The 21,919-nt window shown below is 70.2% G+C and carries 17 protein-coding genes; 14 read left to right on the top strand and 3 right to left on the bottom strand.

Features of this window, described 5'->3' with window-relative positions; translation table 11 throughout:
• Window positions 1-6: 6 nt before the first annotated feature.
• Complete coding sequence (locus tag ACFVAE_RS04205; RefSeq protein WP_378888223.1) at window positions 7-1,104, bottom strand: glycosyltransferase; 1,098 nt, start codon at window positions 1,102-1,104, stop codon at window positions 7-9.
• A gap of 128 nt (window positions 1,105-1,232) precedes the next feature.
• Between ACFVAE_RS04205 and ACFVAE_RS04200 the strand changes: the two genes are divergently transcribed.
• A complete protein-coding gene (locus ACFVAE_RS04200) occupies window positions 1,233-2,207 on the top strand; it encodes an alpha/beta hydrolase family protein (protein WP_378888221.1) in 975 nt (324 codons plus the stop codon).
• Here ACFVAE_RS04200 and ACFVAE_RS04195 read toward each other — a convergent pair.
• On the bottom strand, window positions 2,200-3,552 hold the full coding sequence (locus tag ACFVAE_RS04195; protein WP_378888218.1) for a flavin monoamine oxidase family protein: 1,353 nt from the start codon (window positions 3,550-3,552) through the stop codon (window positions 2,200-2,202). The genes ACFVAE_RS04200 and ACFVAE_RS04195 overlap by 8 nt on opposite strands.
• Before the next feature lie 130 nt (window positions 3,553-3,682).
• Here ACFVAE_RS04195 and nusA point away from each other — a divergent pair, with 130 nt between their 5' ends.
• From nusA to ACFVAE_RS04160, 7 genes are all read left to right on the top strand, one after another.
• On the top strand, window positions 3,683-4,669 hold the full coding sequence (gene nusA, locus ACFVAE_RS04190; RefSeq protein WP_378888216.1) for a transcription termination factor NusA: 987 nt from the start codon (window positions 3,683-3,685) through the stop codon (window positions 4,667-4,669).
• Between the two features lie 41 nt (window positions 4,670-4,710).
• The gene (locus ACFVAE_RS04185) at window positions 4,711-4,977 is read left to right on the top strand and encodes a YlxR family protein (protein WP_378888214.1); all 267 of its coding nucleotides are present in this window, start codon (window positions 4,711-4,713) and stop codon (window positions 4,975-4,977) included.
• 94 nt (window positions 4,978-5,071) lie between these two features.
• Complete coding sequence (gene infB, locus ACFVAE_RS04180) at window positions 5,072-7,870, top strand: translation initiation factor IF-2 (protein ID WP_378888211.1); 2,799 nt, start codon at window positions 5,072-5,074, stop codon at window positions 7,868-7,870.
• 67 nt (window positions 7,871-7,937) lie between these two features.
• Window positions 7,938-8,369 carry a 30S ribosome-binding factor RbfA gene (rbfA, locus tag ACFVAE_RS04175; protein ID WP_378888208.1) on the top strand — a complete coding sequence of 144 codons (432 nt, stop codon included), beginning with the start codon at window positions 7,938-7,940 and terminating at the stop codon, window positions 8,367-8,369.
• A 93-nt stretch (window positions 8,370-8,462) separates the two neighbouring features.
• On the top strand, window positions 8,463-10,472 hold the full coding sequence (locus tag ACFVAE_RS04170; RefSeq protein ID WP_378888206.1) for a LuxR C-terminal-related transcriptional regulator: 2,010 nt from the start codon (window positions 8,463-8,465) through the stop codon (window positions 10,470-10,472).
• 111 nt (window positions 10,473-10,583) lie between these two features.
• Complete coding sequence (locus ACFVAE_RS04165; protein WP_378888203.1) at window positions 10,584-13,172, top strand: glycosyl hydrolase family 18 protein; 2,589 nt, start codon at window positions 10,584-10,586, stop codon at window positions 13,170-13,172.
• A 119-nt stretch (window positions 13,173-13,291) separates the two neighbouring features.
• Window positions 13,292-15,127, top strand: a complete 1,836-nt coding sequence (locus ACFVAE_RS04160; protein ID WP_378888200.1) for a glycosyl hydrolase family 18 protein — start codon at window positions 13,292-13,294, stop codon at window positions 15,125-15,127.
• 73 nt (window positions 15,128-15,200) lie between these two features.
• Here ACFVAE_RS04160 and ACFVAE_RS04155 read toward each other — a convergent pair whose 3' ends face one another.
• Complete coding sequence (locus ACFVAE_RS04155; RefSeq protein WP_378888197.1) at window positions 15,201-16,100, bottom strand: A/G-specific adenine glycosylase; 900 nt, start codon at window positions 16,098-16,100, stop codon at window positions 15,201-15,203.
• A 43-nt stretch (window positions 16,101-16,143) separates the two neighbouring features.
• Between ACFVAE_RS04155 and ACFVAE_RS04150 the strand changes: the two genes are divergently transcribed.
• The 6 genes from ACFVAE_RS04150 to ACFVAE_RS04125 all read left to right on the top strand — a co-directional run bounded on the left by ACFVAE_RS04150 (window position 16,144) and on the right by ACFVAE_RS04125 (window position 21,836).
• Entirely contained in the window at window positions 16,144-16,797 is a 654-nt protein-coding gene (locus ACFVAE_RS04150) for a hypothetical protein (protein ID WP_378888194.1), read from the top strand.
• Between the two features lie 19 nt (window positions 16,798-16,816).
• Window positions 16,817-17,704, top strand: a complete 888-nt coding sequence (gene truB / locus ACFVAE_RS04145) for a tRNA pseudouridine(55) synthase TruB (RefSeq protein ID WP_378888192.1) — start codon at window positions 16,817-16,819, stop codon at window positions 17,702-17,704.
• Window positions 17,701-18,069 carry a hypothetical protein gene (locus ACFVAE_RS04140; RefSeq protein WP_378888190.1) on the top strand — a complete coding sequence of 123 codons (369 nt, stop codon included), beginning with the start codon at window positions 17,701-17,703 and terminating at the stop codon, window positions 18,067-18,069. The genes truB and ACFVAE_RS04140 overlap by 4 nt, the downstream gene beginning before the upstream one ends.
• A gap of 29 nt (window positions 18,070-18,098) precedes the next feature.
• Window positions 18,099-18,515, top strand: coding sequence for a hypothetical protein (locus ACFVAE_RS04135; RefSeq protein WP_378888187.1), 417 nt, complete (start codon window positions 18,099-18,101; stop codon window positions 18,513-18,515).
• Complete coding sequence (locus tag ACFVAE_RS04130; protein ID WP_378890480.1) at window positions 18,512-19,450, top strand: bifunctional riboflavin kinase/FAD synthetase; 939 nt, start codon at window positions 18,512-18,514, stop codon at window positions 19,448-19,450. Before ACFVAE_RS04135 ends, ACFVAE_RS04130 begins: the two co-directional genes overlap by 4 nt.
• A 238-nt stretch (window positions 19,451-19,688) precedes the next feature.
• Window positions 19,689-21,836: a DEAD/DEAH box helicase gene (locus tag ACFVAE_RS04125; protein ID WP_378888185.1), complete on the top strand. Its 2,148-nt coding sequence runs from the start codon at window positions 19,689-19,691 to the stop codon at window positions 21,834-21,836.
• Window positions 21,837-21,919 lie beyond the last annotated feature (83 nt).

Below are 21,919 nucleotides of genomic sequence, written 5' to 3'. Positions count from 1 at the left end.
GCGCGGTCAGGACCCGGCGAGCTGCTCGATCCGGTCCGCAGCGACGGCCGCGCCCTGCTCGGCCCGCAGACGCTCTCCGATGCGGGCCGCGGACGCCGCGACGCGCGCATCAGCGAGCAGCCCGGTGATGGCGCTCTGCAGTTCCGGGGCCAGCGCCGACCGGGGCAGCGCCCGGCCGGCGCCCTGGGACTCGACCACGCGGCCGATCAGCGGCTGATCCGACGCCCTGTTCATGGGCAGCACCAGCAGCGGCACGCCGTGGGCCAGCGCCGAGAGTGTCGTCGAGTGCCCGCCGTGCCCGATCACGAGCGACGCGTGCGGCAGGATCTCGGCGTGCGCCGATCTGCCGCGCACCTCGACGTTGGGCGGGATGTCGCCGCGCAGCGGGGTCAGCGGCATCGCCCTGGTGACCACGGCACGCACCGGCAGGCCGCCGAGGGCGGCGATCACCCTCCGGTACACGCCGTCCTGCCTGCGCTGCCAGACGCTGCTGAGGCTGACCAGCACGAGCGGGGGGTCCGAGGCGGCCCGCGGTGCCGGTGCGCTTCCCCGCTCGGTGGTGCCGGTCCACTCGAATCCGAGCGTGTTCTCCTGATCGGCGAGTGGATCGAGTTCCCGATCGGTGAGCAGCAGCCGGGCATCCGCCGCTCCCCACACCGCCGTCGGGCTCAATCCGACCGGCCCCAGGACCGTGCCGGCGGGGCCGCGCGACATCCGGCCGTCCCAGAGCGCGCCGAACGAGTGGAACAGCACGGCCGTCGGAGCACCGAGCCGCGTCGCCTCGCGGATCGACGCGATCATGATGCCGTCGATCGCGACGACGTCCGGATGTCGCTGGGCGATCGCCTGCCGCACCTGCCGCGCGATGGTCCGGCTCAAGCCCATCCTGGCCATGTCCGACATCTGCGCCGCGCCGTTCGTGGCGAGTCCCGGCTGATGCCCCACCAGTGCCGGCAGCGGTACGGGCTCCACTCCGGGATGCCGGGGGAGCAGGCCGGCGAACGCGACTCGATGCCCGCGCGTGACGAGCTCACGCGCGACGGCGGTCACCGGCGGCACGTTCCCGCCGGCGTCCGCCCCGATGAAGAGGATGTCCAGCGGCATCACGGTGGTCCGATCTCGTTCCCCAGCGCGGATGCGGGCGGCATCCGCAGAGATCCGTTGCGCTCAGGCTAGACCCGCGCCGTCACGCGGACAAGCGCGGGATTCCGGGCGAGTGACATCATGAGTCCATGACGCACTCCGCAGAGGTGACCTGGCAGCTGGACGGCATCGAGATGTTCGGGACATTCACCGCGCCGGATGGCAGAGGACCGTACCCGGCGGTGGTGATGGTCGCAGGCAGCGGCCCCACCGATCAGGACTGGACCTCGCCGCTGCTGCCGGGCGACAACGGCAGCGCGAGGCTGCTCGCCGAGGCGCTCGCCGAGGCGGGCATCGCCTCGCTGCGCTATGACAAACGCGCCTCCGGACCGCGTGCCGCCGAGAACGTACCGCGGCTGATCGGGAAGATGAGCATGCAGTCGCACCTCGACGAGCTGGTCTCGGCGGTCGGATCGCTCGCCGCGCAGGATGGCGTGGATGCCGCGAGGATCGTCGGGCTGGGCAACAGCGAGGGATGCCTGCATGTGCTGCACTACGCGACGACAGCACAGGAGGTGCCGTTCGCAGGGCTGGTGCTGGCGGCCCCGCCCGGGCGCAGCATCGGTGCGGTGCTGCTGACCCAGTTGCGCACGCAGCTCGGGCTGGTGCCCGGTGGCGCCGACCTGGTGCCTCTGGTGGAGCAGGCGGCAGCGCGGTACAGCGCAGGGGAGTCGATGGCACCCGATGACCGACTGCCCGAGCCGCTGCGGACGGTGCTGATGAGCTTCGAGACGCCGGCGAATCTGCCGTTCGCCCGCGAGCTGTGGGCGGAGGATGCCACCGACACGCTGCCCGCGGTGCGCGTCCCCGTGCTCGTGGTGATCGGGCGCCGCGACGTGCAGGTCGACACGGAGCTCGACGGCGAGCCGTTGCAGATCGCCGCCGACGGCATGCCCCGCGTGACCTTCGCGTTCCCGGAGCACGCCAACCACGTGCTCAAGGAGGACGTCCGCACGCCCGAGGAGCGCGCCGCCGCACCGGGTGCGGGCTACAACGACCCCGGAACCCGCCTGGACCCCGAGGCCCTGGACACGATTCTCACCTGGCTGCGCGGCGTCATCTGAGCCCCGCGGCGAATTCCGCCCGGTCGACGGGGCGTCCGAGGATGCGCTCCGCGGCACGATGGCCCGATGCGTAGGCGCCGCCGACAGTCGCCGGCTCGTCGCCCCAGGTCGCCTCGCCGGCGAAGTGCAGCACTCCGTCCACCGGACCCGCGAGTGCGTCGTGGTCCTCGTGCGACGAACCGGTCGCGAGGTACGAGTACGATCCGTGCGAGTACGGGTCCTCGCCCCATCGCGTGATCCGGTGCGCGACCGGATCCGGGACGCCGTCGCCGTACAGCACGCGCAGCGCGCCGAGAACGTCGGTGATGATCCCGGCGTCCGAGACGTCCTGAAGGTGGCGGCCCAGCGGGCCGGCAGCGAAGGTGAGCAGCATCGGTCGCCCGCTGATCGCGGAGACGTCGTACCAGGAGTGCCAGATCTCGCCCTGCTCGCCCAGCGCGCGGATCGCGTAGCTGCCCTCGTCCCAGAATCGCTCTGGGAACTGCAGGAAGACCTTGTTGAACACGCCCATGCCGAGCCTGCCCAGCGGACCGGTGATCTGCTCCGGCAACGGCGGGTCGAACGCGATCACGCCGGCCTTGAGAACACCGAGCGGCACGGTCACCACGACCGAGCCCGCGCGGTGCTCGTCCGCGGTGGTCGTGACCCGCACACCGTCCGTGCCGCGCGCGACGGCGGTCACCGGCTCGGACAGCCGCACGTCCAGGCCCGCGGCGATGCGGTGCGGGAGCTCGTCATAGCCACGGGGGAACACCACCTCGTCGCCCTCGATGGCGTCCTCGTCGAGACCGTGCGCGTCCAGGTCGCCGATCCAGGCACCGCACTGCTCCTCCACCCGGTGCCGGAAGAACTCGCGGATCTCGTCGATGCGCTCCGGCTCGAGACCGGACCGATCCAGCACCCGCTCGGTCACGTCGAGGTAGGTGTCGCCGGGGGAGGAAGCGGCGATCTCGTCGAGGAGCGCGGCGTCCGCGCGAGCGACGTCCTCCACCCACTGGGCGCTCTCCGCAGCATCCATCCGGCGGCCGTCGCCGTCGAAGTCCTCGATGGGCCGCCCTCCGGCCTGGAAGCTGCCCACGGTGAACTCGATCGTCGGCACGCCGAGCGCCTGCGTGAGCTCCCAGAGCGGGGAGTCGGCGATCCCGTGGATCCAGGACGCGCCGAGGTCGATCGGGAATCCCGCCGTCCTGTCGGTGTGCATGCGCCCGCCCAACCGATCCCTCGCCTCCAGCACCAGCACTCGATGTCCGGCGTCCTGCAGCATCCGTGCGCAGGTCGTGCCGGCCATGCCGGCGCCGATCACGATCGTGTCGTACCGAGTGGGGGCCGCGTCGGGGAGAACCATGCCGCACAGTATGCGGGCAGCGGCATGCGCACGTCCAGAGCGCGAATCCTCCCTCGTCGCTGGTTCCGGTATCCTGGACGGATGCCCGCGGCGAACCTGACCGCGGTGAGAGCTTAATAGGGAGGCCGTCATGGACATCGAACTCGGACTGCTGCGCGGTATCGAGAAGGAGAAGGCGATCCCCTTCGATGAACTCGTCGAGATCATCGAGCAGGCGATCCTCACGGCCTACCTGAAGAACGCCTCGTCCGAGGGTGAGGACACCACCGAGGGCGTCCGGGTGCACCTCGACCGCAAGTCCGGTCACGTCGCCGTGCTGCAGCCCGTCCTCGACGAGGAGGGTGCGGTCATCGGTGAAGAGGAGACCACTCCCGACGACTTCGGCCGCATCGCCGCCTTCGCCGCCAAGCAGGTCATCAGCCAGCGGCTCCGCGACATCGCCGACGACGCCGTGCTGGGTGAGTTCCGCGGCAAGGAGGGCGACATCGTCGCCGGCGTCATCCAGCAGGGTCCGAACCCGCGGATGATCCACGTCGACCTCGGCTCGGTCGAGGGCATCCTGCCCCCGGAGGAGCAGGTGCCCGGCGAGGAGTACACGCACGGCTCGCGACTGCGCGTCTACGTCACGAGCGTGGCGAAGGGCGCCAAGGGCCCGCAGATCACGGTGTCGCGCACCCACCCGGGGCTGGTGCGCAAGCTGTTCGCGCTCGAGGTCCCCGAGATCGCCGCGGGTCTGGTCGAGATCGTCTCGCTCGCCCGCGAGGCCGGTCACCGGACCAAGATCGCGGTGAAGGCGAACGATCCGTCGATCAACGCCAAGGGCGCCTGCATCGGTGAGCTCGGTCGTCGCGTGCGCGCGGTCACCGAGGAGCTCTCCGGGGAGAAGATCGACATCGTCGACCACAACCCCGACCTCGCGACGTTCGTCGCGAACGCGCTGTCGCCGGCGAAGGTCACCAGCGCTTTCGTGCTGGACGCCAGCACGAAGGCCGTCCGCGCGCTGGTCCCCGACTACCAGCTGTCGCTCGCGATCGGCAAGGAGGGGCAGAACGCCCGCCTCGCCGCGAAGCTCACCGGGGCGAAGATCGACATCCAGCCCGACAGCGTCATGGACTGACCCCGGCGCGGGGGAACGGACACCCGAGGCCGAGGTGTAGGATGGAACCTGTACGAACGTGTGTCGGTTGCCGCGAACGTGCCTCTAGATCCGCCCTGATCAGGGTGGTTGCCCGGAATGGTGAACTCGTCCTGGACGAGCGCGCTGTGCTGAGCGGGAGAGGTGCGTGGCTGCATCCGACGCGGGAATGCATGGATGCCGCGCAGCGGCGCCGCGCTTTCCCACGTGCACTGCGCACGTCCGGATCCCTGGAGTTCTCCGAGGCCGACGTGCGGACCATTGAACAGCATCGCCAGAACAAAGGCTGAACGGCTATGGAAACAAAGTGAACGGCTCGAAATGAGACCCGTCCGCGACTGATGGTCCGCCCTGCCTGGGCGGACCGACCCAGACAGGAGAATTGTGGCTGCCAAACCACGTGTGCACGAGATCGCCGCTGAACTCGGCGTCGACAGCAAGTTCGCTCTCGCGAAGCTCAAGGAGCTCGGCGAGTTCGTGAAGAGCCCGTCCTCGACCATCGAACCGCCGGTGGCGCGCAAGCTGCGCGCGGCGATCGAGGCTGACCCGACCGCGAAGCCGGCCGAGGCCAAGCCCGAGACGAAGTCCACCCCGAAGCCTGCGGCTCCGGGTGCGAAGAGCGCCCCGAAGCCGGGCCCGAAGCCCGGTCCCGCGAAGCCCGCGGCTCCGGCGAAGCCCGCGCCCGAGGCGCCGGTCGCCGAGCAGGCCGCTCCGGCCGCGCCCGCGGCCCCGGCATCCGAGGCGCCCAAGCCGGGCGGCAGCGCACCCAAGCCGGGTGGCGCACCGAAGCCCGGTGCCGGTCAGAGCGGTGCCGCCCCGAAGGGCGGCGGCGCCCCGAAGCCGGGCGCTCCGCGCCCCGGCAACAACCCGTTCTCGTCCGCGCAGGGCATGGGGCAGCGCCCCGCAGGCCCGCGCCCGGGCAACAACCCGTTCGCCTCTGCGCAGGGCATGGGCCAGCGACCGACCCCGGGCAACATCCCGCGGCCGCAGGCTCCCCGTCCCGGTTCGCCGCGCGTCGGCGGCCCCCGTCCGGCAGGTGCCGGTCGTCCCGGTGGCGCACGCGGCGGCCAGGGCGGTCGTCCCGGCGCACCGTTCCAGCAGCGCTCCGGCGGTCCGGGGCGTCCCGGCGGTCCCGGTGCGGGTGCCGGTGCCGGTGGTGGCTTCCAGCGTCCGGGCGGCGGCTTCGCCGGTCGCCCTGGTGGTGGTGGCGGTCGTGGCCGTGGACCCGGTGGTGGCACCGCCGGTGCGTTCGGCAAGGGCGGCGGCAAGAGCAAGCAGCGCAAGTCGCGGCGGGCGAAGCGGCAAGAGTTCGAGATGCGGTCGGCGCCGGTCGTCGGCGGCGTCAACGTCCAGAAGGGCAACGGCGAGATCATCCGTCTGCGCCGCGGCGCATCGATCGCCGACTTCGCGGACAAGCTCGAGGCCCTGAGGGGTTACACCGTCCAGCCCGGCACGCTCGTCACCATCCTGTTCAACCTGGGTGAGATGGCGACCGCGACCGAGTCGCTCGACGAGGCCACCTTCGAGGTCCTCGGCGAGGAGCTCGGCTACAAGGTGCAGATCGTCTCCCCCGAGGACGAGGACAAGGAGCTCCTGGAGGGCTTCGGTCTCGACCTCGAGGCCGAGCTGGAGGCCGAGAGCGAGGACGACCTCGAGATCCGTCCTCCGGTGGTCACCGTCATGGGCCACGTCGACCACGGTAAGACCCGACTGCTCGACGCGATCCGTCAGACCAACGTCATCGATGGCGAGGCCGGCGGCATCACCCAGCACATCGGTGCGTACCAGATCTGGACCGAGCACGAGGGCAACGAGCGTGCGATCACCTTCATCGACACTCCGGGTCACGAGGCGTTCACCGCCATGCGTGCCCGTGGTGCGCAGGTGACCGACATCGCGATCCTGGTGGTCGCCGCCGACGACGGCATCATGCCGCAGACGGTGGAGGCACTGAACCACGCCCAGGCGGCCGAGGTGCCGATCGTGGTCGCGGTGAACAAGGTCGACAAGCCCGAGGCCAACCCGGCCAAGGTGCGCCAGCAGCTGACCGAGTACGGCCTGGTCGCCGAGGAGTACGGCGGCGACGTCATGTTCGTGGACGTGTCGGCTCGCGCCGGCACCGGCATCCAGGAGCTGCTCGACGCGGTGCTGCTGACCGCCGACGCCGGTCTCGACCTCACGGCGAACCCGAACAAGGCCGCCCGTGGTGTCGCCATCGAGGCGAAGCTGGACAAGGGCCGCGGTTCCGTCGCGACCGTGCTGATCCAGTCCGGAACGCTGCACGTCGGTGACGCGATCGTCGCCGGCACGGCGTACGGCCGTGTCCGCGCCATGCTCGACGAGAACGGCGACGCGGTCGAGTTCGCAGCGCCCTCGCGTCCGGTGCAGGTGCAGGGTCTGAACTCGGTGCCCCGCGCCGGTGACGTGTTCATCGTCACCGACGAGGACCGCATGGCCCGCCAGATCGCTGAGAAGCGCGAGGCCGTCGAGCGCAACGCCCAGCTGGCCAAGGCCCGCAAGCGCATCTCGCTCGAGGACTTCACCCGTGCTCTCGAAGAGGGCAAGGTCGAGACGCTCAACCTCATCATCAAGGGCGACGTGTCCGGTGCCGTCGAGGCGCTGGAGGAGTCGCTCCTCAAGATCGAGGTCGACGACTCGGTGCAGCTGCGGATCATCCACCGCGGTGTCGGCGCCGTCACGGAGTCGGATGTGAACCTGGCGACGATCGACAACGCGATCGTCATCGGCTTCAACGTCCGCCCCGACGCGAAGGCCCGCGAGGCGGCGTCCCGCGAGGGCGTGGACATCCGCTTCTACTCGGTGATCTACAACGCGATCGATGAGATCGAGAGCTCGCTCAAGGGCATGCTCAAGCCCGAGTTCGAAGAGGTCCAGTCGGGTGTCGCCGAGATCCGCGAGGTGTTCCGCTCCTCGAAGTTCGGCAACATCGCCGGTGTCATCGTCCGCTCGGGAACGATCACGCGCAACGCCAAGGCGCGCGTCATCCGCGACGGCGTCGTGCTCGCCGATGGCCTGGCCATCGAGTCGCTGCGCCGCTTCAAGGATGACGTCACCGAGGTGCGCACCGACTTCGAGGCCGGTATCGGCCTCGGCAAGTACAACGACATCCAGATCGGCGACGAGATCGAGACCATCGAGATGGTCGAGAAGCCGCGCGGCTGATCGAATCCGTACGATGTGAGGGGCGCCTGCGGGCGCCCCTCATTCGTCACACAGGGGAGTAGGGAACATGGCTGGCGAACGACAGGCACGGCTCGCGGACCGCATCCGCGTCATCCTCGCCGAGCGGCTGGAGAAGGGGCTGCGCGACCCGCGCCTCGGCTTCGTGACGATCACCGACGTGCGCGTCTCGGGCGATCTCCAGCATGCATCGGTGTTCTACACCGTGCTCGGCACCGAGGAGGAGCGCGTCGCCAGCGGCGCCGCGCTGACCTCGGCGACGGGGATGCTGCGCAGCGAGGTGGGCCGTCAGCTGAGCACCCGTCTGGTGCCGACGCTGGAATTCATCCCGGATGCGCTGCCGGAGACCGCCGACCACATCGGCGCTCTGCTGCGTGAGGCGCAGGAGCGGGATGCCGAGGTGGCGAAGCTGGCCTCGACCGCCACGCACGCGGGCGACGCCGACCCGTACCGGGCGGACGACGAGGACGACGCCTCGTAACACGGGACGCCCGATTCCACGGGTGCATGCGATTAGTTTGTAATCGGTGCTAACATTTTGCCCACGCGATCAGCGTTGTGATCGGAGGGCGATGTGGCCACGGTTTTCGCAGTACCCAGGAACGTCCGCGCAGCGGTGCCGGGAGGGCCGCCCGCCGCACAGGCGACGATCGCACCGCATGTGCACGCGCAGCTCGTCGCGACGTGCTGCGGCGATGAGGCCATCGCTGTGGAGATCGCTGCTGCACTCACGCCCGAGCAGCGCACAGGGATGAGTGCGCTGCCCGACCCGCTGCCGCTGGTCCCGGGCATCCGCTCCGCGGTCAGTGCGGCCCTGCGCGCATCCGATCTGCGCGTCCTGCTGATCGCAGCCATCTGCGTCGACGACCGTGTCGATGTGCTGCTCGAGGCCTGCGGCATGGACATGGATCAGCTCGTGGACTCCGCGGCCGGTGCGGTGCTCACGCTTGTCGCCGGCCGATTCTGGTTCGCCGACCCGAGGGCGCGCATCCTTGCGCACGAGTCGGCCGACCTCGGGGCTCGCACCGAGGCGCACCGCATACTCGAGCAGGTCTACGTCACGCGCGGTGAGGAGGAACGGGCGCTGTGGCACCGCGCGCTCAGCCACATGCAGGGCGACGGCGCGCTGACCCGCCCCCTGCTGAGGATCGCGGATCGCGCGTTGGATGCCGGGCAGGCGGAGCGCGCGTATGCGATCGCCCGCGAGGCCGCGAGTCACGCGGACGCCGCGGACGTGGACGCCGCCCGCGTGGCGGCGGGATGCGCGGCGCTCAGCGGGGGGTGGCTCGACGACGCGGTTGCCTGGCTGACTCCGGTGATGGCGGGCCCGCGTCCGGATGCCCGCGCGGCTCGAGCGCTGTCGATCGCGACGATGCTCCGCTACGGGGCCTCGCCGTCGGTCATCGAGGACGACCAGGATGCGGCCGATCGCGACCTGCTCGCCGGGCACTGGGCGAGCATCGACGTCTCCCTGGATGTGGAGGACGAGCCGGTGCGCGCACCGCTGCGGGCGGCCCTGCGCACCGCACTGCGCGGTGATGTCCCGGAGGGACTGAGCATCCTCGCCGTAGCGGCGGCGCCGCTGCCGGTGAATGCGGATCCCGGTGCGCTCGGCGTGGCGCACGGACCGCTCCTGCGAGCACATCGAGAGGTGCTGGCAGCGCTGCTGCGCACCTGGAACGGCGAATTGGGCGAAGCGCGCGCCGCACTGCAGCGAGCGGCATCGGCAGTGCCGCTGGCGCTGCCGTTCGGCGGCCTGGCGATCCGTCTCGCGCGGCGTCTGGAACTGGCCTGCGACGGCCGCGCCGGTGAGCTCTCCGCCGTGCTCGAGGCCGTGTCTCCGCTCCCTCGGATGCAGGCGAGATCGATGGAGAGGGCGATCGCCGCCTACCTGTCCGGTCGCAGCGACGAGGCCTCCGTGCATCTGCGGATCTGGGCGGAGCGCACCCCGCAGGGGATCGAGGTCGGGCTGCCCGGTCTGGACGAGGTGGGCCCGCTCGATGTGCCGGTACAGGTGCAGCCGCCCGAGGCGGCCCGCGCCGGTGCGCTGCGCAGGCAGATCCGTTCCATGGGAGCCGGAGCGACCGGGTTCCCGCTCGACGAGATCGCGGATGAGGCTGTGCAGATCCGATCGCCATTCGAACGCGGCCGGATCGAGGCGATGCTGGGTGTCGTGGGGATGACCAGAGGCGACGCCGCCGCGGCGGCGAGGCACCTGCGCACGTCCATCGGCCTGCTCGCCGACGCGGGCGCCGACGCCTGGCGCTGCGCGGCCGAGGCACGACTCGCGAAGCTGGGGGAGCAGCCCATCATCGACGTGCGCACCCCCACCACGCCGATCCCGGTGTGCACGACCGATCCGCTCGGCGTGTGCCGCTCGGCCTGGCAGCCGATGCTCACCGGACGCGAGCTGGAGATCGCGATGCTCATCGCCGAGGGGGCGAGCAACCGCGACATCGCGGAGCGCCTGCACCTGTCCGTGCGCACGATCGAGGTGCACGCCGGGCGGATCTTCCGCAAGTTCGAGGTGCGCACGAGGGGCGAGCTGACCGCGCTCGCGCATCGCACGAACCAGCACGTCTGACCCGCCCTCCAGACAATGTGGAAACCACTGATGTGGGGATCCTGCGCTCGCCGATAGCGTCGGGCCAGCCCGATTCCCGGGCCTGCTGTCCGTTCGGAGAACAGGAGCCCCATGCACACTCGTCGATCCTCGTTCCGGCTTCGCGCCGGGGCGGTCATCAGCGCCGCGGTGGTGATCGCGGGCTTCGCGACAGCCACCACCACGGCCACTGCGGTGGAGCCCTGCCAGGCCCCGTGGGCAGGAGCCACCGCATACTCCGGCGGCGCGCAGGTCTCGTATCAGGGCGCCAACTACAAGGCGCGGTGGTGGACCCAGAACGAGACCCCCGGTGCCAGTGCCTGGGGCGCCTGGGAGAACATCGGCGCCTGCGGCGGCACGACGCCCACGCCGGACCCGACGCCCACGCCGGACCCCACGCCCACGCCGGACCCCACGCCCACGCCGGACCCCACGCCCACGCCGGAACCCACGCCCACGCCGGAACCCGGCACCCCGTGGACCTCGAACCCGGATGAGAAGTGCCGCCCCGACGGCCTCTACCAGACCCCCGGCGTCGATGTGCCCTACTGCACCGTCTACGACCAGGCCGGTCGGGAGAAGCTGCCGAACGGCCTCGAGAACCGCGTGATCGGCTACTTCACCAGCTGGCGCACCGGCAAGAACGGACAGCCCGGCTACCTGGCATCCGACATCCCCTGGACAAAGCTCAGCCACATCAACTACGCCTTCGCGCACATCGGCAGCGACAGCAAGGTCTCGGTCAATCAGGATGCCGCGGGCAATCCGGCCACCGACATGACCTGGCCCGGCAGGGCCGGCGCCGAGATGGACCCGGCGTACACGTACACCGGCCACTTCAACCTGCTGAACAAGTACAAGAAGGCGAACCCCGGCGTGAAGGCACTGGTATCGGTGGGCGGCTGGGCCGAGACCGGCGGGCACTTCGACGCCGACGGCAACCGCGTCGCCGACGGGGGCTTCTACACCCTGACCGACTCGCAGGCCAAGATCGACACCTTCGCCGACTCCGCCGTGCAGTTCATCCGCACCTACGGTTTCGACGGCGTCGACATCGACTACGAGTACGCGAACAGCAACGGCAAGGCCGGCAGCCCGGACGACTTCACATACTCCGAGCCCCGCCGCGCCAAGCTCTGGGCCGGCTACCAGTCGCTCATGAAGACCCTCCGCGAGAAGCTCGACCGGGCCTCCGCCGCCGACGGCAAGGCGTACATGCTGACCGTCGCCGCACCGGCATCGGGCTGGCTGCTGCGCGGTGCCGAGGCGCACCAGATCCTGCAGTACCTCGACTACGTGAACATCATGAGCTACGACCTGCACGGGTCGTGGAACAACTACGTGGGCGGCAACGGCGCACTGTACGACGACGGCAAGGACCCGGAGCTCGCGGCGGGTGGCGTCTACAACGCGTACAGCAACATCGGCTACCTCAACACCGACTGGGCGTACCACTACTTCCGTGGTGCGATGCCTGCCGGCCGCATCAACGTCGGCGTGCCGTTCTACACCCGCGGTTGGGACGGTGTGCAGGGCGGCACCGACGGACTGTACGGCTCGGCACCGCTCGCCGACCAGACGAAGTGCCCGGCGGGCACTGGTCCGTCGCTCGGCGGCACCTCCAAGTGCGGCGCCGGTGCTGTCGGTATCAACAACCTGTGGCACGACCTGGACAAGTCCGGCGGTGAGGTCGGAGCGGGCGCGAACCCGATCTGGCACGTGCTGAACCTGGAGAAGGGCGTGGTCGGCGACTACACCGCCTCATACGGTGCGCCGACGACGATCAACGGCACCTACACCCGTCACTTCGACAACACGACGAAGGTCGAGTGGTGGTGGAACGTGCAGACGAAGACGTTCCTCTCCGGCGACGCCGACCAGGCCATCAGGGCCAAGGCCGACTACGTGGCGAACAACGGCATCGGCGGAATGATGATCTGGGAGCTCGCCGGCGACTACGGCTACAACCAGACCAAGGGCCAGTACGAGATGGGCGAGACCCTGATCGACATCATCCACGACCGCCTGGCGACGTCGAAGCCCTACGGCGCGACGAAGGCGGACGTCACGATGCCGACGAAGGCGCTGGATCTGCAGGTGAGCTACAGCGACTTCGCGCTGGGCGACAACAACTATCCGATCAACCCCAAGGTGACGTTCACCAATAACGGGAAGTCCGCCATTCCCGCGGGTGCGATGATCACATTCGACACCGGCACCAGCGACACCGGCGCCATGGGCGAGCAGAACGGATGGGGCCTGACGAAGGTCTCCAGCGACCACACCGGCAGCAACGTCGGCGGTCTGAAGGGCGACTTCCACACCTACTCGCTGAAGGTGCCCGCGGGCGGCATCCCGGCCGGGGGATCGGCATGGACGAAGCTCAGCTGGCGACTGCCGATGGCGCAGATCTCGAACCTGCGCGTGACAATCGGCGCCGAGACCTACGCCACGCTGTATGACCTTCCGCGCGGTGCGACCGTCGTCGAGCCCGGCTCGGAGGGCGGTGGTACGAACGGCGGCGGCACGGGCACCTGCACCGCGCCCGCCTGGAGCGCGACCACGGTCTACACCGGCGGCCAGAAGGTCAGCCACGAGGGCGCCGAGTACGCAGCCAAGTGGTGGACGCAGGGCGACAGGCCCGGCTCAGCCTCGGTCTGGGGCGACGGCACTCGCTGCTGACCCCGAGCGGCGGAGCCTCCGGGCGGTGCGACCCTCCTCGCGCCGCCCGGAACAGAAGTCCCGCAGAACGCGGGTCGCAGAGCGGATGCCCGGCATCCGCCGAAACAGGAAGAGAAGGTATGAAGAAGACCAGATCCCCCCGGCGCGGCATCGTCGCAGCGCTCGCGGGCGTGGCGGCCGCAGCGACGCTGGCCGCGGCCTTCGCGGTGCCGGCTGCCGCGGCCGCACCCGCCGAGACCTCCGCGGCGAGCGACACCGGCAACGTCAACGGCTACCGAAACGTCGGCTACTTCGCCCAGTGGGGCGTGTACGGACGCAACTTCAAGGTGAAGCAGATCGACACCTCGGGCGCCGCCGAGGACCTCACCCACATCAACTACTCCTTCGGCAACATCAACAACCAGACGCTGAAGTGCTTCATCGCGAACAAGGCGCAGGGCGAGGGGCCCAACGGCTCCGACGGCGCCGGTGACGCGTGGGCCGATTTCGGCATGAGCTACGACGCGGCATCGTCGGTGTCGGGCACGGCCGACACCTGGGACCAGCCCCTGGCAGGCTCGTTCAACCAGCTGAAGCAGCTCAAGGCGAAGCATCCCAATCTGAAGGTGCTGATCTCGCTGGGCGGATGGACCTGGTCGAAGAACTTCTCCAAGGCCGCGGCCACGGATGCCTCTCGCAAGGCCTTCGTCTCCAGCTGCATCGACCTGTACATCAAGGGCAACCTGCCCGTGATCGACGGCCGCGGCGGCGCAGGAGCCGCAGCGGGCGTCTTCGACGGCGTCGACATCGACTGGGAATGGCCGGGTAGCCAGAACGGCAACGTCGGCAACTACGTCGACGAGGCGAACGACAAGGCGAACTTCAAGGCGCTGCTGAAGGAGTTCCGCACTCAGCTCGACGCCTTCGGCGCCACGAACGGCAAGAAGTACCTGCTGTCGGCGTTCCTGCCTGCGAACCCGTCGGACATCACCGCGGGCGGCTGGAACGATCCGGAGAACTTCAGGTCGCTCGACTACGGCAACGTGCAGGGCTACGACCTGCACGGGGCATGGGATCCGGCGCTGACCGGGCACCAGGCGAACCTGTTCGACGACCCGAAGGACACCCGCGCTGCGGACCGTCGGTTCAGCGCCGACAAGGCCGTGCAGATGTACCTGAAGGCGGGCATCGACCCCAAGCAGCTCGGCCTCGGCATGGCTGCCTACGGCCGCGGCTGGAAGGGCGTCGCCTCGGCTCAGCCGTGGAACGCCGCCACCGGCGCCGCTCCAGGGACATGGGAGGCCGGCAACGAGGACTACGACAAGCTGAAGACGCTCGGCACGGAGTACTACGACGCCGCGACCGGTGCCGCCTGGCGCTACAACGGCGACCAGTGGTGGAGCTACGACAACACGCAGTCCATCGAGCGCAAGGCGCAGTACACCCTGGATCTCGGCCTCGGCGGCGGCATGTTCTGGGAGCTGGACGGTGACCGCAACGGCGAACTGATCGGCGCCTACGCCGACAAGCTGCGCACCGGCAAGGCCGGCGGCGGTGACACCCCCGGCAACGGTGGTGGCACCGACCCCGGTACCGACCCGGGGACGGATCCCGGCACGGGCACCTGTGCCGCGGCCGCCTGGTCTGCCACCGCCACGTACTCCGGCGGCGCGAAGGTCAGCTTCGAGGGCGCCGAGTACACCGCGAAGTGGTGGACGCAGGGCGACAAGCCCGGCACGAACGCCGTGTGGGAGAAGGCCGGCAGCTGCGGGACTGGTACCGGCACCGGCCCGGGGACAGATCCCGGCACGACTCCCGGTGCCTGCGCCGCGGCGTGGGCTGCCGGAACCGCGTACCCCGGAGGCTCGACCGTGAGCTACAAGGGGTCCGATTACAAGGCGAAGTGGTGGACGCAGGGCGAGACCCCCGGCGCATCCCAGTGGGGTGCGTGGGAGCTCGTCGCCGCCTGCAGCTGATCCGCATCGCCTGACGCCGTGACGCGGCGTGCGGATGCCCCGGGGATTCGGGTTCCCCGGGGCATCCGTGCGTTCAGCGGGGGAGTAGCAGGTGATCGCCGGATGCCTCGACGAGCCCGTCTGCGATGAGCGAGTCGATCGCTCTGTCGCGCTGCACTCGGTCCGGCCAGTCCGCGAGCACGGCGTCGGCCAGCATCCGGTGATCGGGCGCGTGCCGCAGCGTGCGCAGGATGCCGCCACGCGTCTGCCGGTCGGAGCCCTCGTAGCGCGCCTGCCGGCGACGCTCATCGCCGGTGTCGGGCCGGCCGGCGGCGAGCCAGACGCAGGACGCCGCGATGGGACACACGTCGCACCGCGGCGCGCGGGCCGTGCAGACCACTGCTCCCAGCTCCATCGCAGCGGCGTTGAACACGGCGGCATCCGCGTCGTCGTCGGGCAGCAGGGCCGACATGCGCGTCAGATCCGCTCGTGCCGGGGGCGCGGGCTGCGAGTGCCCGTCGACCGCCCTCGCGATCACGCGGCGCGTGTTCGTGTCGACGACCGGATGCCGGTCGCCGTAGCTGAACACGGCGACGGCGCGTGCGGTGTAGTCGCCGATGCCCGAGAGCGCGAGCAGCGCGTCGACGTCGCGCGGCACGATGCCGTCGTGCCGCTCGACCACCTCGATCGCGGCGCGGTGCAGCCAGAGCGCGCGCCTCGGATAGCCGAGGTTGGCCCACTGATGCACGACCTCGGCGGGTGTCGCCGTCGCCTGTGCGGCGGGGGTCGGCCATCGCGCCAACCATGCCTGCAGGTGCGGGATCACGCGGGCGACGGGGGTCTGCTGCAGCATGAACTCGCTGACGAGCGTGCCCCAGGCGCCATAACGATCCGAGAACTCCGGTCGCCGCCACGGCAGATCGCGGGCCTCGTGTGCATACCATTCCAGCAGAGCTGGACGCCACGCGGCGGGGGGAATCGCGGGCGTGGGCATCCAGCCAGCCTATCGAGGCGACGGCTGCGACGGAGGGCGAGCCATGAACACGATGACGGGGAAGCGCACGGCGGCGATGCTGGGCGCGATGGTGCTGGCGGCGACGCTGGCGGGCTGCGGGTCGGGGTCCTGGACGAGCCCCTCGCCATCGCCACCGGCGTCCGTGGTGTCGCCGACGCCGTCGCCGATCGAGACGGAGCACACAGACGCCGATCCGGCCGACGTGCGCACCTGGACGATCACCGAGCAGGGCATGGGGCCCGTCCAACTGGACGAGCTCTTCGCCGACGCCGTCGCAGGCGTGCCGAACTGGACCGTCGATCAGAACTGCACCTGGGCGGCGTTCCGGAACGACCAGGCGACCGGCGTCACCGTGTACTTCGCGCGCGACAGCGAGGTCAGCGACGGGAACGTCACCACGATCGAGGCCGAGTCCACCACCGACACCGTGAAGCCGGACGGTGGTCCGCGCACCGCCGACGGCCTCGGCCTCGGGTCCACCCGTGACGAGGTGCTCGCGGCGCACGCGGACGCGGCGGAGCAGAAGCCGACCATCGGAGACGGCACCCTGCTGCGCCTGGGCCCGGCCGGTCCCGGGCAGGGCACGATCTTCTTCTCGTTCCGCGCAGGCGAGGACGCCGTGACTGCGGTGACGGTCACCTCGCGCGACGAGCCGCCGTACGAGGTCTGCGGCTGACACGCCGTAGGCTTGAGGGATGGTCTCGCCCGGAATCCTCCTCGTCGACAAGCCAGGCGGGCTCACCAGCCATGACGTCGTGGCGCGCGTGCGTCGTGCCTTCGGCACGCGCAAGGTGGGTCACGCAGGCACGCTCGACCCGATGGCGACGGGACTCCTCGTCATCGGCATCGAGGGCGCGACCCGGCTGCTGACGTACATCGTCGGCGCCGACAAGACCTACGAGGCGACGATCCGCCTCGGCCAGGCGACCAGCACCGACGACGCCGAGGGCGAGATCGTCTCCACGACGGATCCCGGTGCTGTACCGGCGTCCGCGATCGAGGCGGGAATCGCCGCGCTGACCGGCGAGATCTCGCAGGTCCCCAGCGCCGTCTCGGCCATCAAGGTGGACGGGCGCCGGGCGTACGACCGCGTGCGCGCGGGGGAGCAGGTCGAGCTCGCCGCCCGCGAGGTGACCGTCTCGCGCTTCGAGGTGCTGTCGGAGCGCCGTGGCGACGGGGTCATCGATCTCGACGTGATCGTGGACTGCTCTTCCGGCACGTACATCCGCGCACTCGCCCGCGATCTCGGCTCCGGGCTCGGCGTCGGCGGGCACCTGACCGCGCTCCGCCGCAGCAGGGTCGGCCGCTTCGACGTCACCGATGCCGTGACGATCGAGCAGCTGTCGGATGCCGAGCCGATGACCCCGGCCGCGGCGGCCGAGCGGGTGCTGCCCGTGCTCGCCGTCTCTGTCGACGAGGCGCGCGATCTGCGCCACGGCAAGCGCCTCGGTGGGCAGGCATCGCGTCTTACCGCGCCGCTCGTCGCGGCGATCGACCCCGACGACGTCCTGGTGGGCGTGGTCGAGGCCCGTGGCAACGATCTGAAGAGCGCGATGAACATGCCCGAGGAGGCATCCCGATGATCCTGTGGTTCACGATCGTGCAGATCGCGCTCGCCTGCGCTTCCGGGCTGTTCTGCCTGATCGCAGGCTTCGCCGGCCGCCGCCCGAGCGACTGGACCGTCGGCAGCCTCGCCGTCGTGGAGCTGCTGCTGCTCGTGCAGGTGGTCGTCGCGATCATCGCGCCGTTCGCAGGCAATCCGCCCACCGGGGATCTGCTCGAGTTCTGGGTCTACCTGGTGGCCGCGGTGCTGCTGCCGCTGGGCGGCGTCGCCTGGGCGCTGCTGGAGCGCAGCCGCTGGAGCACCGTCATCCTCGGCGTCGTCGGCCTGTCGCTGGCGATCATGCTGTGGCGCATGCAGACCATCTGGACGATCCAGGTCGCCTGAAGCCACCCGCCTCTAAACTGGAACACGCCATGACCAACACTGTTTCGCGCGCCCGGATGACGGGTGTCGGCCGCGTCCTCGTGATCGTCTACGCCGTGATGGCGCTGGGTGCGACCGGACGCAGCTTCGTGCAGATCGTCCGCCGGTTCGATGAGGCGCCGCTGGCGTACACGCTCTCGGCGATCGCCGCCGTGGTGTACATCCTTGCCACTCTCGCGCTGATCAACGCGGGCAAGCCCGGCTGGTACACGGTCGCCTGGGTGGCGATCGTGTTCGAGCTGGCAGGCGTGCTGGTCGTCGGCACGCTCAGCCTGGTGGAGCCGCAGCTGTTCGGGCACGACTCGGTCTGGTCGTACTTCGGAATGGGATACGTGTTCATCCCGCTCGTGCTGCCGATCTGCGGCCTGTGGTGGCTGCGCACGCACCGTCCGGCGGTCGCATCATGATCGTGTTCCGCGGCACGGAGGACGTGCCGGCCGACTTCGGTCCCTCGGTCGTCGCGATCGGCAAGTTCGACGGCGTGCACATCGGCCATCAGGCCGTCATCCGGCGGATGCAGGAGGATGCCGCGGCATCCGGCGCCCGCACCGTCGCCGTGACCTTCGACCGCAACCCTCTCGCTCTTCTCCGCCCCGAGATCTGCCCGGAGAGCGTCGTCGACCTGGAGCGCAAGCTCGAGCTGCTCGCGGGCACGGGCATCGACGCCACGCTCGTGCTCACCTTCGATCGCGAGCTGTCCTCGCGTGAGCCTGCGGACTTCGTCACCGGCATCCTGGTCGACGCTCTGCGCGTGCGCACGGTGCTGGTCGGCGCGGACTTCCGCTTCGGCCGAGGGGGAGCGGGCACGCCAGGGCTGCTCCGCGAGCTCGGCGCGCAGCACGGTTTCACGGTCGACGTGGTCGACGACGTGTTCCTGCCGGGCTCCGATCGTCGCGTGTCGTCGACCTGGGTGCGAGAGCTGCTCGACGCCGGTGACGTTGCCACGGCCGCACAGGTGCTCGGTCGCCCGGTCTCGGTGTCGGGAGAGGTTGTGCACGGGCTCAAGCGCGGCCGCGAACTGGGCTTCCCGACCGCGAACCTCTCCGAGACCGTCGACGCGCTGGTCCCCGCGGACGGCGTCTACGCCGGCTGGCTGGTCGACGGCGACCAGCGGTACCCGTCCGCGATCTCGGTCGGCACCAACCCGACCTTCGACGACGTGCCCCGGCGCCAGGTCGAGGCCCACGTGCTGGGCGAGACAGGTCTGGATCTGTACGGTCACCACATCTCCGTCGAGTTCGCCGACCGTCTCCGCGGCATGGTCGCCTTCGAGGGGATCGACGCGCTGATCGCGCAGATCGATGCCGACGTCGCCGCTGCGAAGCGGCTGCTGGGCGTCTGACACGCGGCCTGTCGCGGCGCCGGAACCGCGCGATGGCGTAGACTCGTGGGTGGATTCCCGCCCGAGCGCATCTGCTGCGCATCGGCGCCGGCGATCCGGAGGTCGCGGGGGCATCGGCCCGAATGCGCAGTCGCCATGCGAATACGCATCCGGTGAGGTCCGTTCCGGCAGCACGCCGCCCGCGGACGACAGGTACGGCCGAGCATCCTCGGCACGGATATCTCAGCTCAGGAGGAGCATGCCGACCACGGCGACCGCCGCCCCGCGGCGAAAGAAGACGTCCCGTCGCGATGACGAGGCGCCTCTGATCCCGATCCTCGCCCGCAAGGTGCGCGAGATCGAGGCGAAGGCTCAGCGCGGAAAGCTCGGGCCCACCAATCGTGTGAAGTTCCAGGTCATCGCCTTCCTGGTGCGCGAGGAGCGCGCCAGGGTGAAGGCCGACCCCGAGCTGTCCGACTCGGCGCGCGCCGAGCTGCTGAAGCGCCTCGACGGCGTGGCGACCATCCTCGCCAAGACCGCCGCGCGCGACACGTCGCTGATCCAGCTGCTCGAGGCCGACCAGGCCACCAGCCCTGTGGCCAAGCGGATGCGCCGGGACTGGCTGCTCGAGTCGGGTGCGGAGCTCGCACCGGAGGAGCTCGTCATCACCGACATCGCCCCGGTCAAGGCCACGGTCGTCGTTCCCCCGGCGCTCGCCGAGAAGCAGGTCACCCCGCCCTCTGTCGAGGCCCGCCAGCTCGCGAACCCCTTCCTCGCCCCCGACCTCACGCCGCGCCCCGCGTCCACGCCGCGCCGCCGGCTGGACGGCTGGGAGCTGATGGGCCCGCTGTACAAGGCGTTCGAGTCCGGCGCCGGCGGGGGAGCGGCCACCATGGAGCTGCCGCCGGTGCCCGAGTACGACCACATCTCGCCGAAGGGCCGCGAGGTCATGGTGCACCAGTCGCGGTTCATCGAGTCCGTGCGCGCCGGCCACCGCAGCTTCCTGCTCGCCGACGAGCCCGGCCTCGGCAAGACCGCGCAGTCGGTGCTCGCGGCATCCGTCGCCGAGGCGTACCCGCTGCTCGTGGTCGTGCCCAACGTGGTGAAGATGAACTGGGCCCGCGAGGTCGAGCTGTGGACGCCGCAGCGGCGCGCCACGGTGATCCAGGGCGACGGAGCCGACATCGACGCGTTCGCCGACGTGTTCATCGTGAACTACGAGATCCTCGACCGGCACCTGTCCTGGCTCAGCTCGATCGGCCTGAAGGGCATGGTCGTCGACGAAGCCCACTTCATCAAGAACCTCTCCTCGCAGCGCTCGCAGAACGTGCTGGCGCTGGCCTCCCGCATCCGCGACCGTGAGCGCGACCCGCTCATGCTCGCGCTCACCGGAACGCCGCTGATCAATGACGTCGAGGACTTCGACGCGATCTGGCGCTTCCTGGGCTGGACCAACGGCGAGAAGCCGGAACCGGCGCTGATGGACAAGCTGGATGCCACGGGGCTCACCCCGGCCGACAAGTCGTTCTACGCGGAGGCGCGCGAGGCCGTCATCTCCATGGGAATCGTGCGGCGCAAGAAGAAGGACGTCGCCGCCGATCTGCCCGACAAGCTCGTGGCCGACCTGCCGGTGCAGCTGGACGACGAGTTCGGCCGCGGCATCCGCGAGGCGGAGCGCGAGCTGGGCCAGCGAATGGCGGCGAAGTACCGCCGCATCGTCGAGGCCCGTGCGGCTGCGCACGGCCCGTCCGATGCCGGTGAGATCGACGACGACATCGTCCGTCTGGTCGCACACAACGAGCTCGAGGAGTCCAAGGCCGCGGGGACCGGCGGAGACAACGTCTTCACGATGGTGCGCCGCATCGGCCAGGCCAAGGCCCAGCTCGCCGCCGACTACGCCGCCCAGCTGCAGCGCTCGGTCGAGAAGGTCGTGTTCTTCGCCAAGCACATCGACGTCATGGACCAGGCCGAGGCGCACTTCGCGGCCTCCGGCATCAAGGCGGTCTCCATCCGCGGCGATCAGACCGCCCCGGCCCGGCAGGCGGCGATCGATGCGTTCAACACCGACCCGGATGTCGGGATCGCGGTGTGCTCGCTCACCGCTGCCGGTGTCGGCGTGAACCTGCAGGCCGCATCGAACGTCGTGCTCGCCGAGCTCAGCTGGACCGCGGCCGAGCAGACGCAGGCAATCGACCGCGTGCACCGCATCGGTCAGGACGAGCCCGTCACGGCGTGGCGCATCATCGCCGCGCACACGATCGACACGAAGATCGCCGAGCTCATCGACCAGAAGCAGGGCCTGGCCGGCCGGGCGCTGGACGGCGAGAACATCGAGCCGGGAAGCACGGAGTCCGTGCAGTTGGGCGCGCTCATGCACCTGCTGCGGGAGGCACTGCAGGGCGCCTGACGTCACAGGCCGGTCAGAGGGCGTTAAGAACGAGAGTTCTTGACGCCCTCTGGCGTTCGATATCGGGAAGATCTCGCAAGATC

This window comes from Microbacterium sp. NPDC057659, from assembly GCF_042799915.1.
GTDB lineage: Bacteria > Actinomycetota > Actinomycetes > Actinomycetales > Microbacteriaceae > Microbacterium.
The sequence above is the reverse complement of the archived record's forward strand: the minus strand, read 5'-3'. Positions and strand labels throughout refer to the sequence as shown.

Bases quoted from the DNA above. Each gene is read 5' to 3' on its own strand.
- ACFVAE_RS04160 (WP_378888200.1), top strand. From the start codon at position 13,292: ATGAAGAAGACCAGATCCCCCCGGCGCGGCATCGTCGCAGCGCTCGCG.
- ACFVAE_RS04130 (WP_378890480.1), top strand. From the start codon at position 18,512: ATGATCGTGTTCCGCGGCACGGAGGACGTGCCGGCCGACTTCGGTCCC.
- ACFVAE_RS04125 (WP_378888185.1), top strand. From the start codon at position 19,689: ATGCCGACCACGGCGACCGCCGCCCCGCGGCGAAAGAAGACGTCCCGT.
- ACFVAE_RS04150 (WP_378888194.1), top strand. From the start codon at position 16,144: ATGAACACGATGACGGGGAAGCGCACGGCGGCGATGCTGGGCGCGATG.
- ACFVAE_RS04205 (WP_378888223.1), bottom strand. From the start codon at position 1,104: ATGCCGCTGGACATCCTCTTCATCGGGGCGGACGCCGGCGGGAACGTG.
- ACFVAE_RS04155 (WP_378888197.1), bottom strand. From the start codon at position 16,100: ATGCCCACGCCCGCGATTCCCCCCGCCGCGTGGCGTCCAGCTCTGCTG.
- nusA (WP_378888216.1), top strand. From the start codon at position 3,683: ATGGACATCGAACTCGGACTGCTGCGCGGTATCGAGAAGGAGAAGGCG.
- truB (WP_378888192.1), top strand. From the start codon at position 16,817: ATGGTCTCGCCCGGAATCCTCCTCGTCGACAAGCCAGGCGGGCTCACC.
- ACFVAE_RS04200 (WP_378888221.1), top strand. From the start codon at position 1,233: ATGACGCACTCCGCAGAGGTGACCTGGCAGCTGGACGGCATCGAGATG.
- ACFVAE_RS04185 (WP_378888214.1), top strand. From the start codon at position 4,711: ATGGAACCTGTACGAACGTGTGTCGGTTGCCGCGAACGTGCCTCTAGA.
- ACFVAE_RS04140 (WP_378888190.1), top strand. From the start codon at position 17,701: ATGATCCTGTGGTTCACGATCGTGCAGATCGCGCTCGCCTGCGCTTCC.
- ACFVAE_RS04195 (WP_378888218.1), bottom strand. From the start codon at position 3,552: ATGGTTCTCCCCGACGCGGCCCCCACTCGGTACGACACGATCGTGATC.
- rbfA (WP_378888208.1), top strand. From the start codon at position 7,938: ATGGCTGGCGAACGACAGGCACGGCTCGCGGACCGCATCCGCGTCATC.
- ACFVAE_RS04135 (WP_378888187.1), top strand. From the start codon at position 18,099: ATGACCAACACTGTTTCGCGCGCCCGGATGACGGGTGTCGGCCGCGTC.
- ACFVAE_RS04165 (WP_378888203.1), top strand. From the start codon at position 10,584: ATGCACACTCGTCGATCCTCGTTCCGGCTTCGCGCCGGGGCGGTCATC.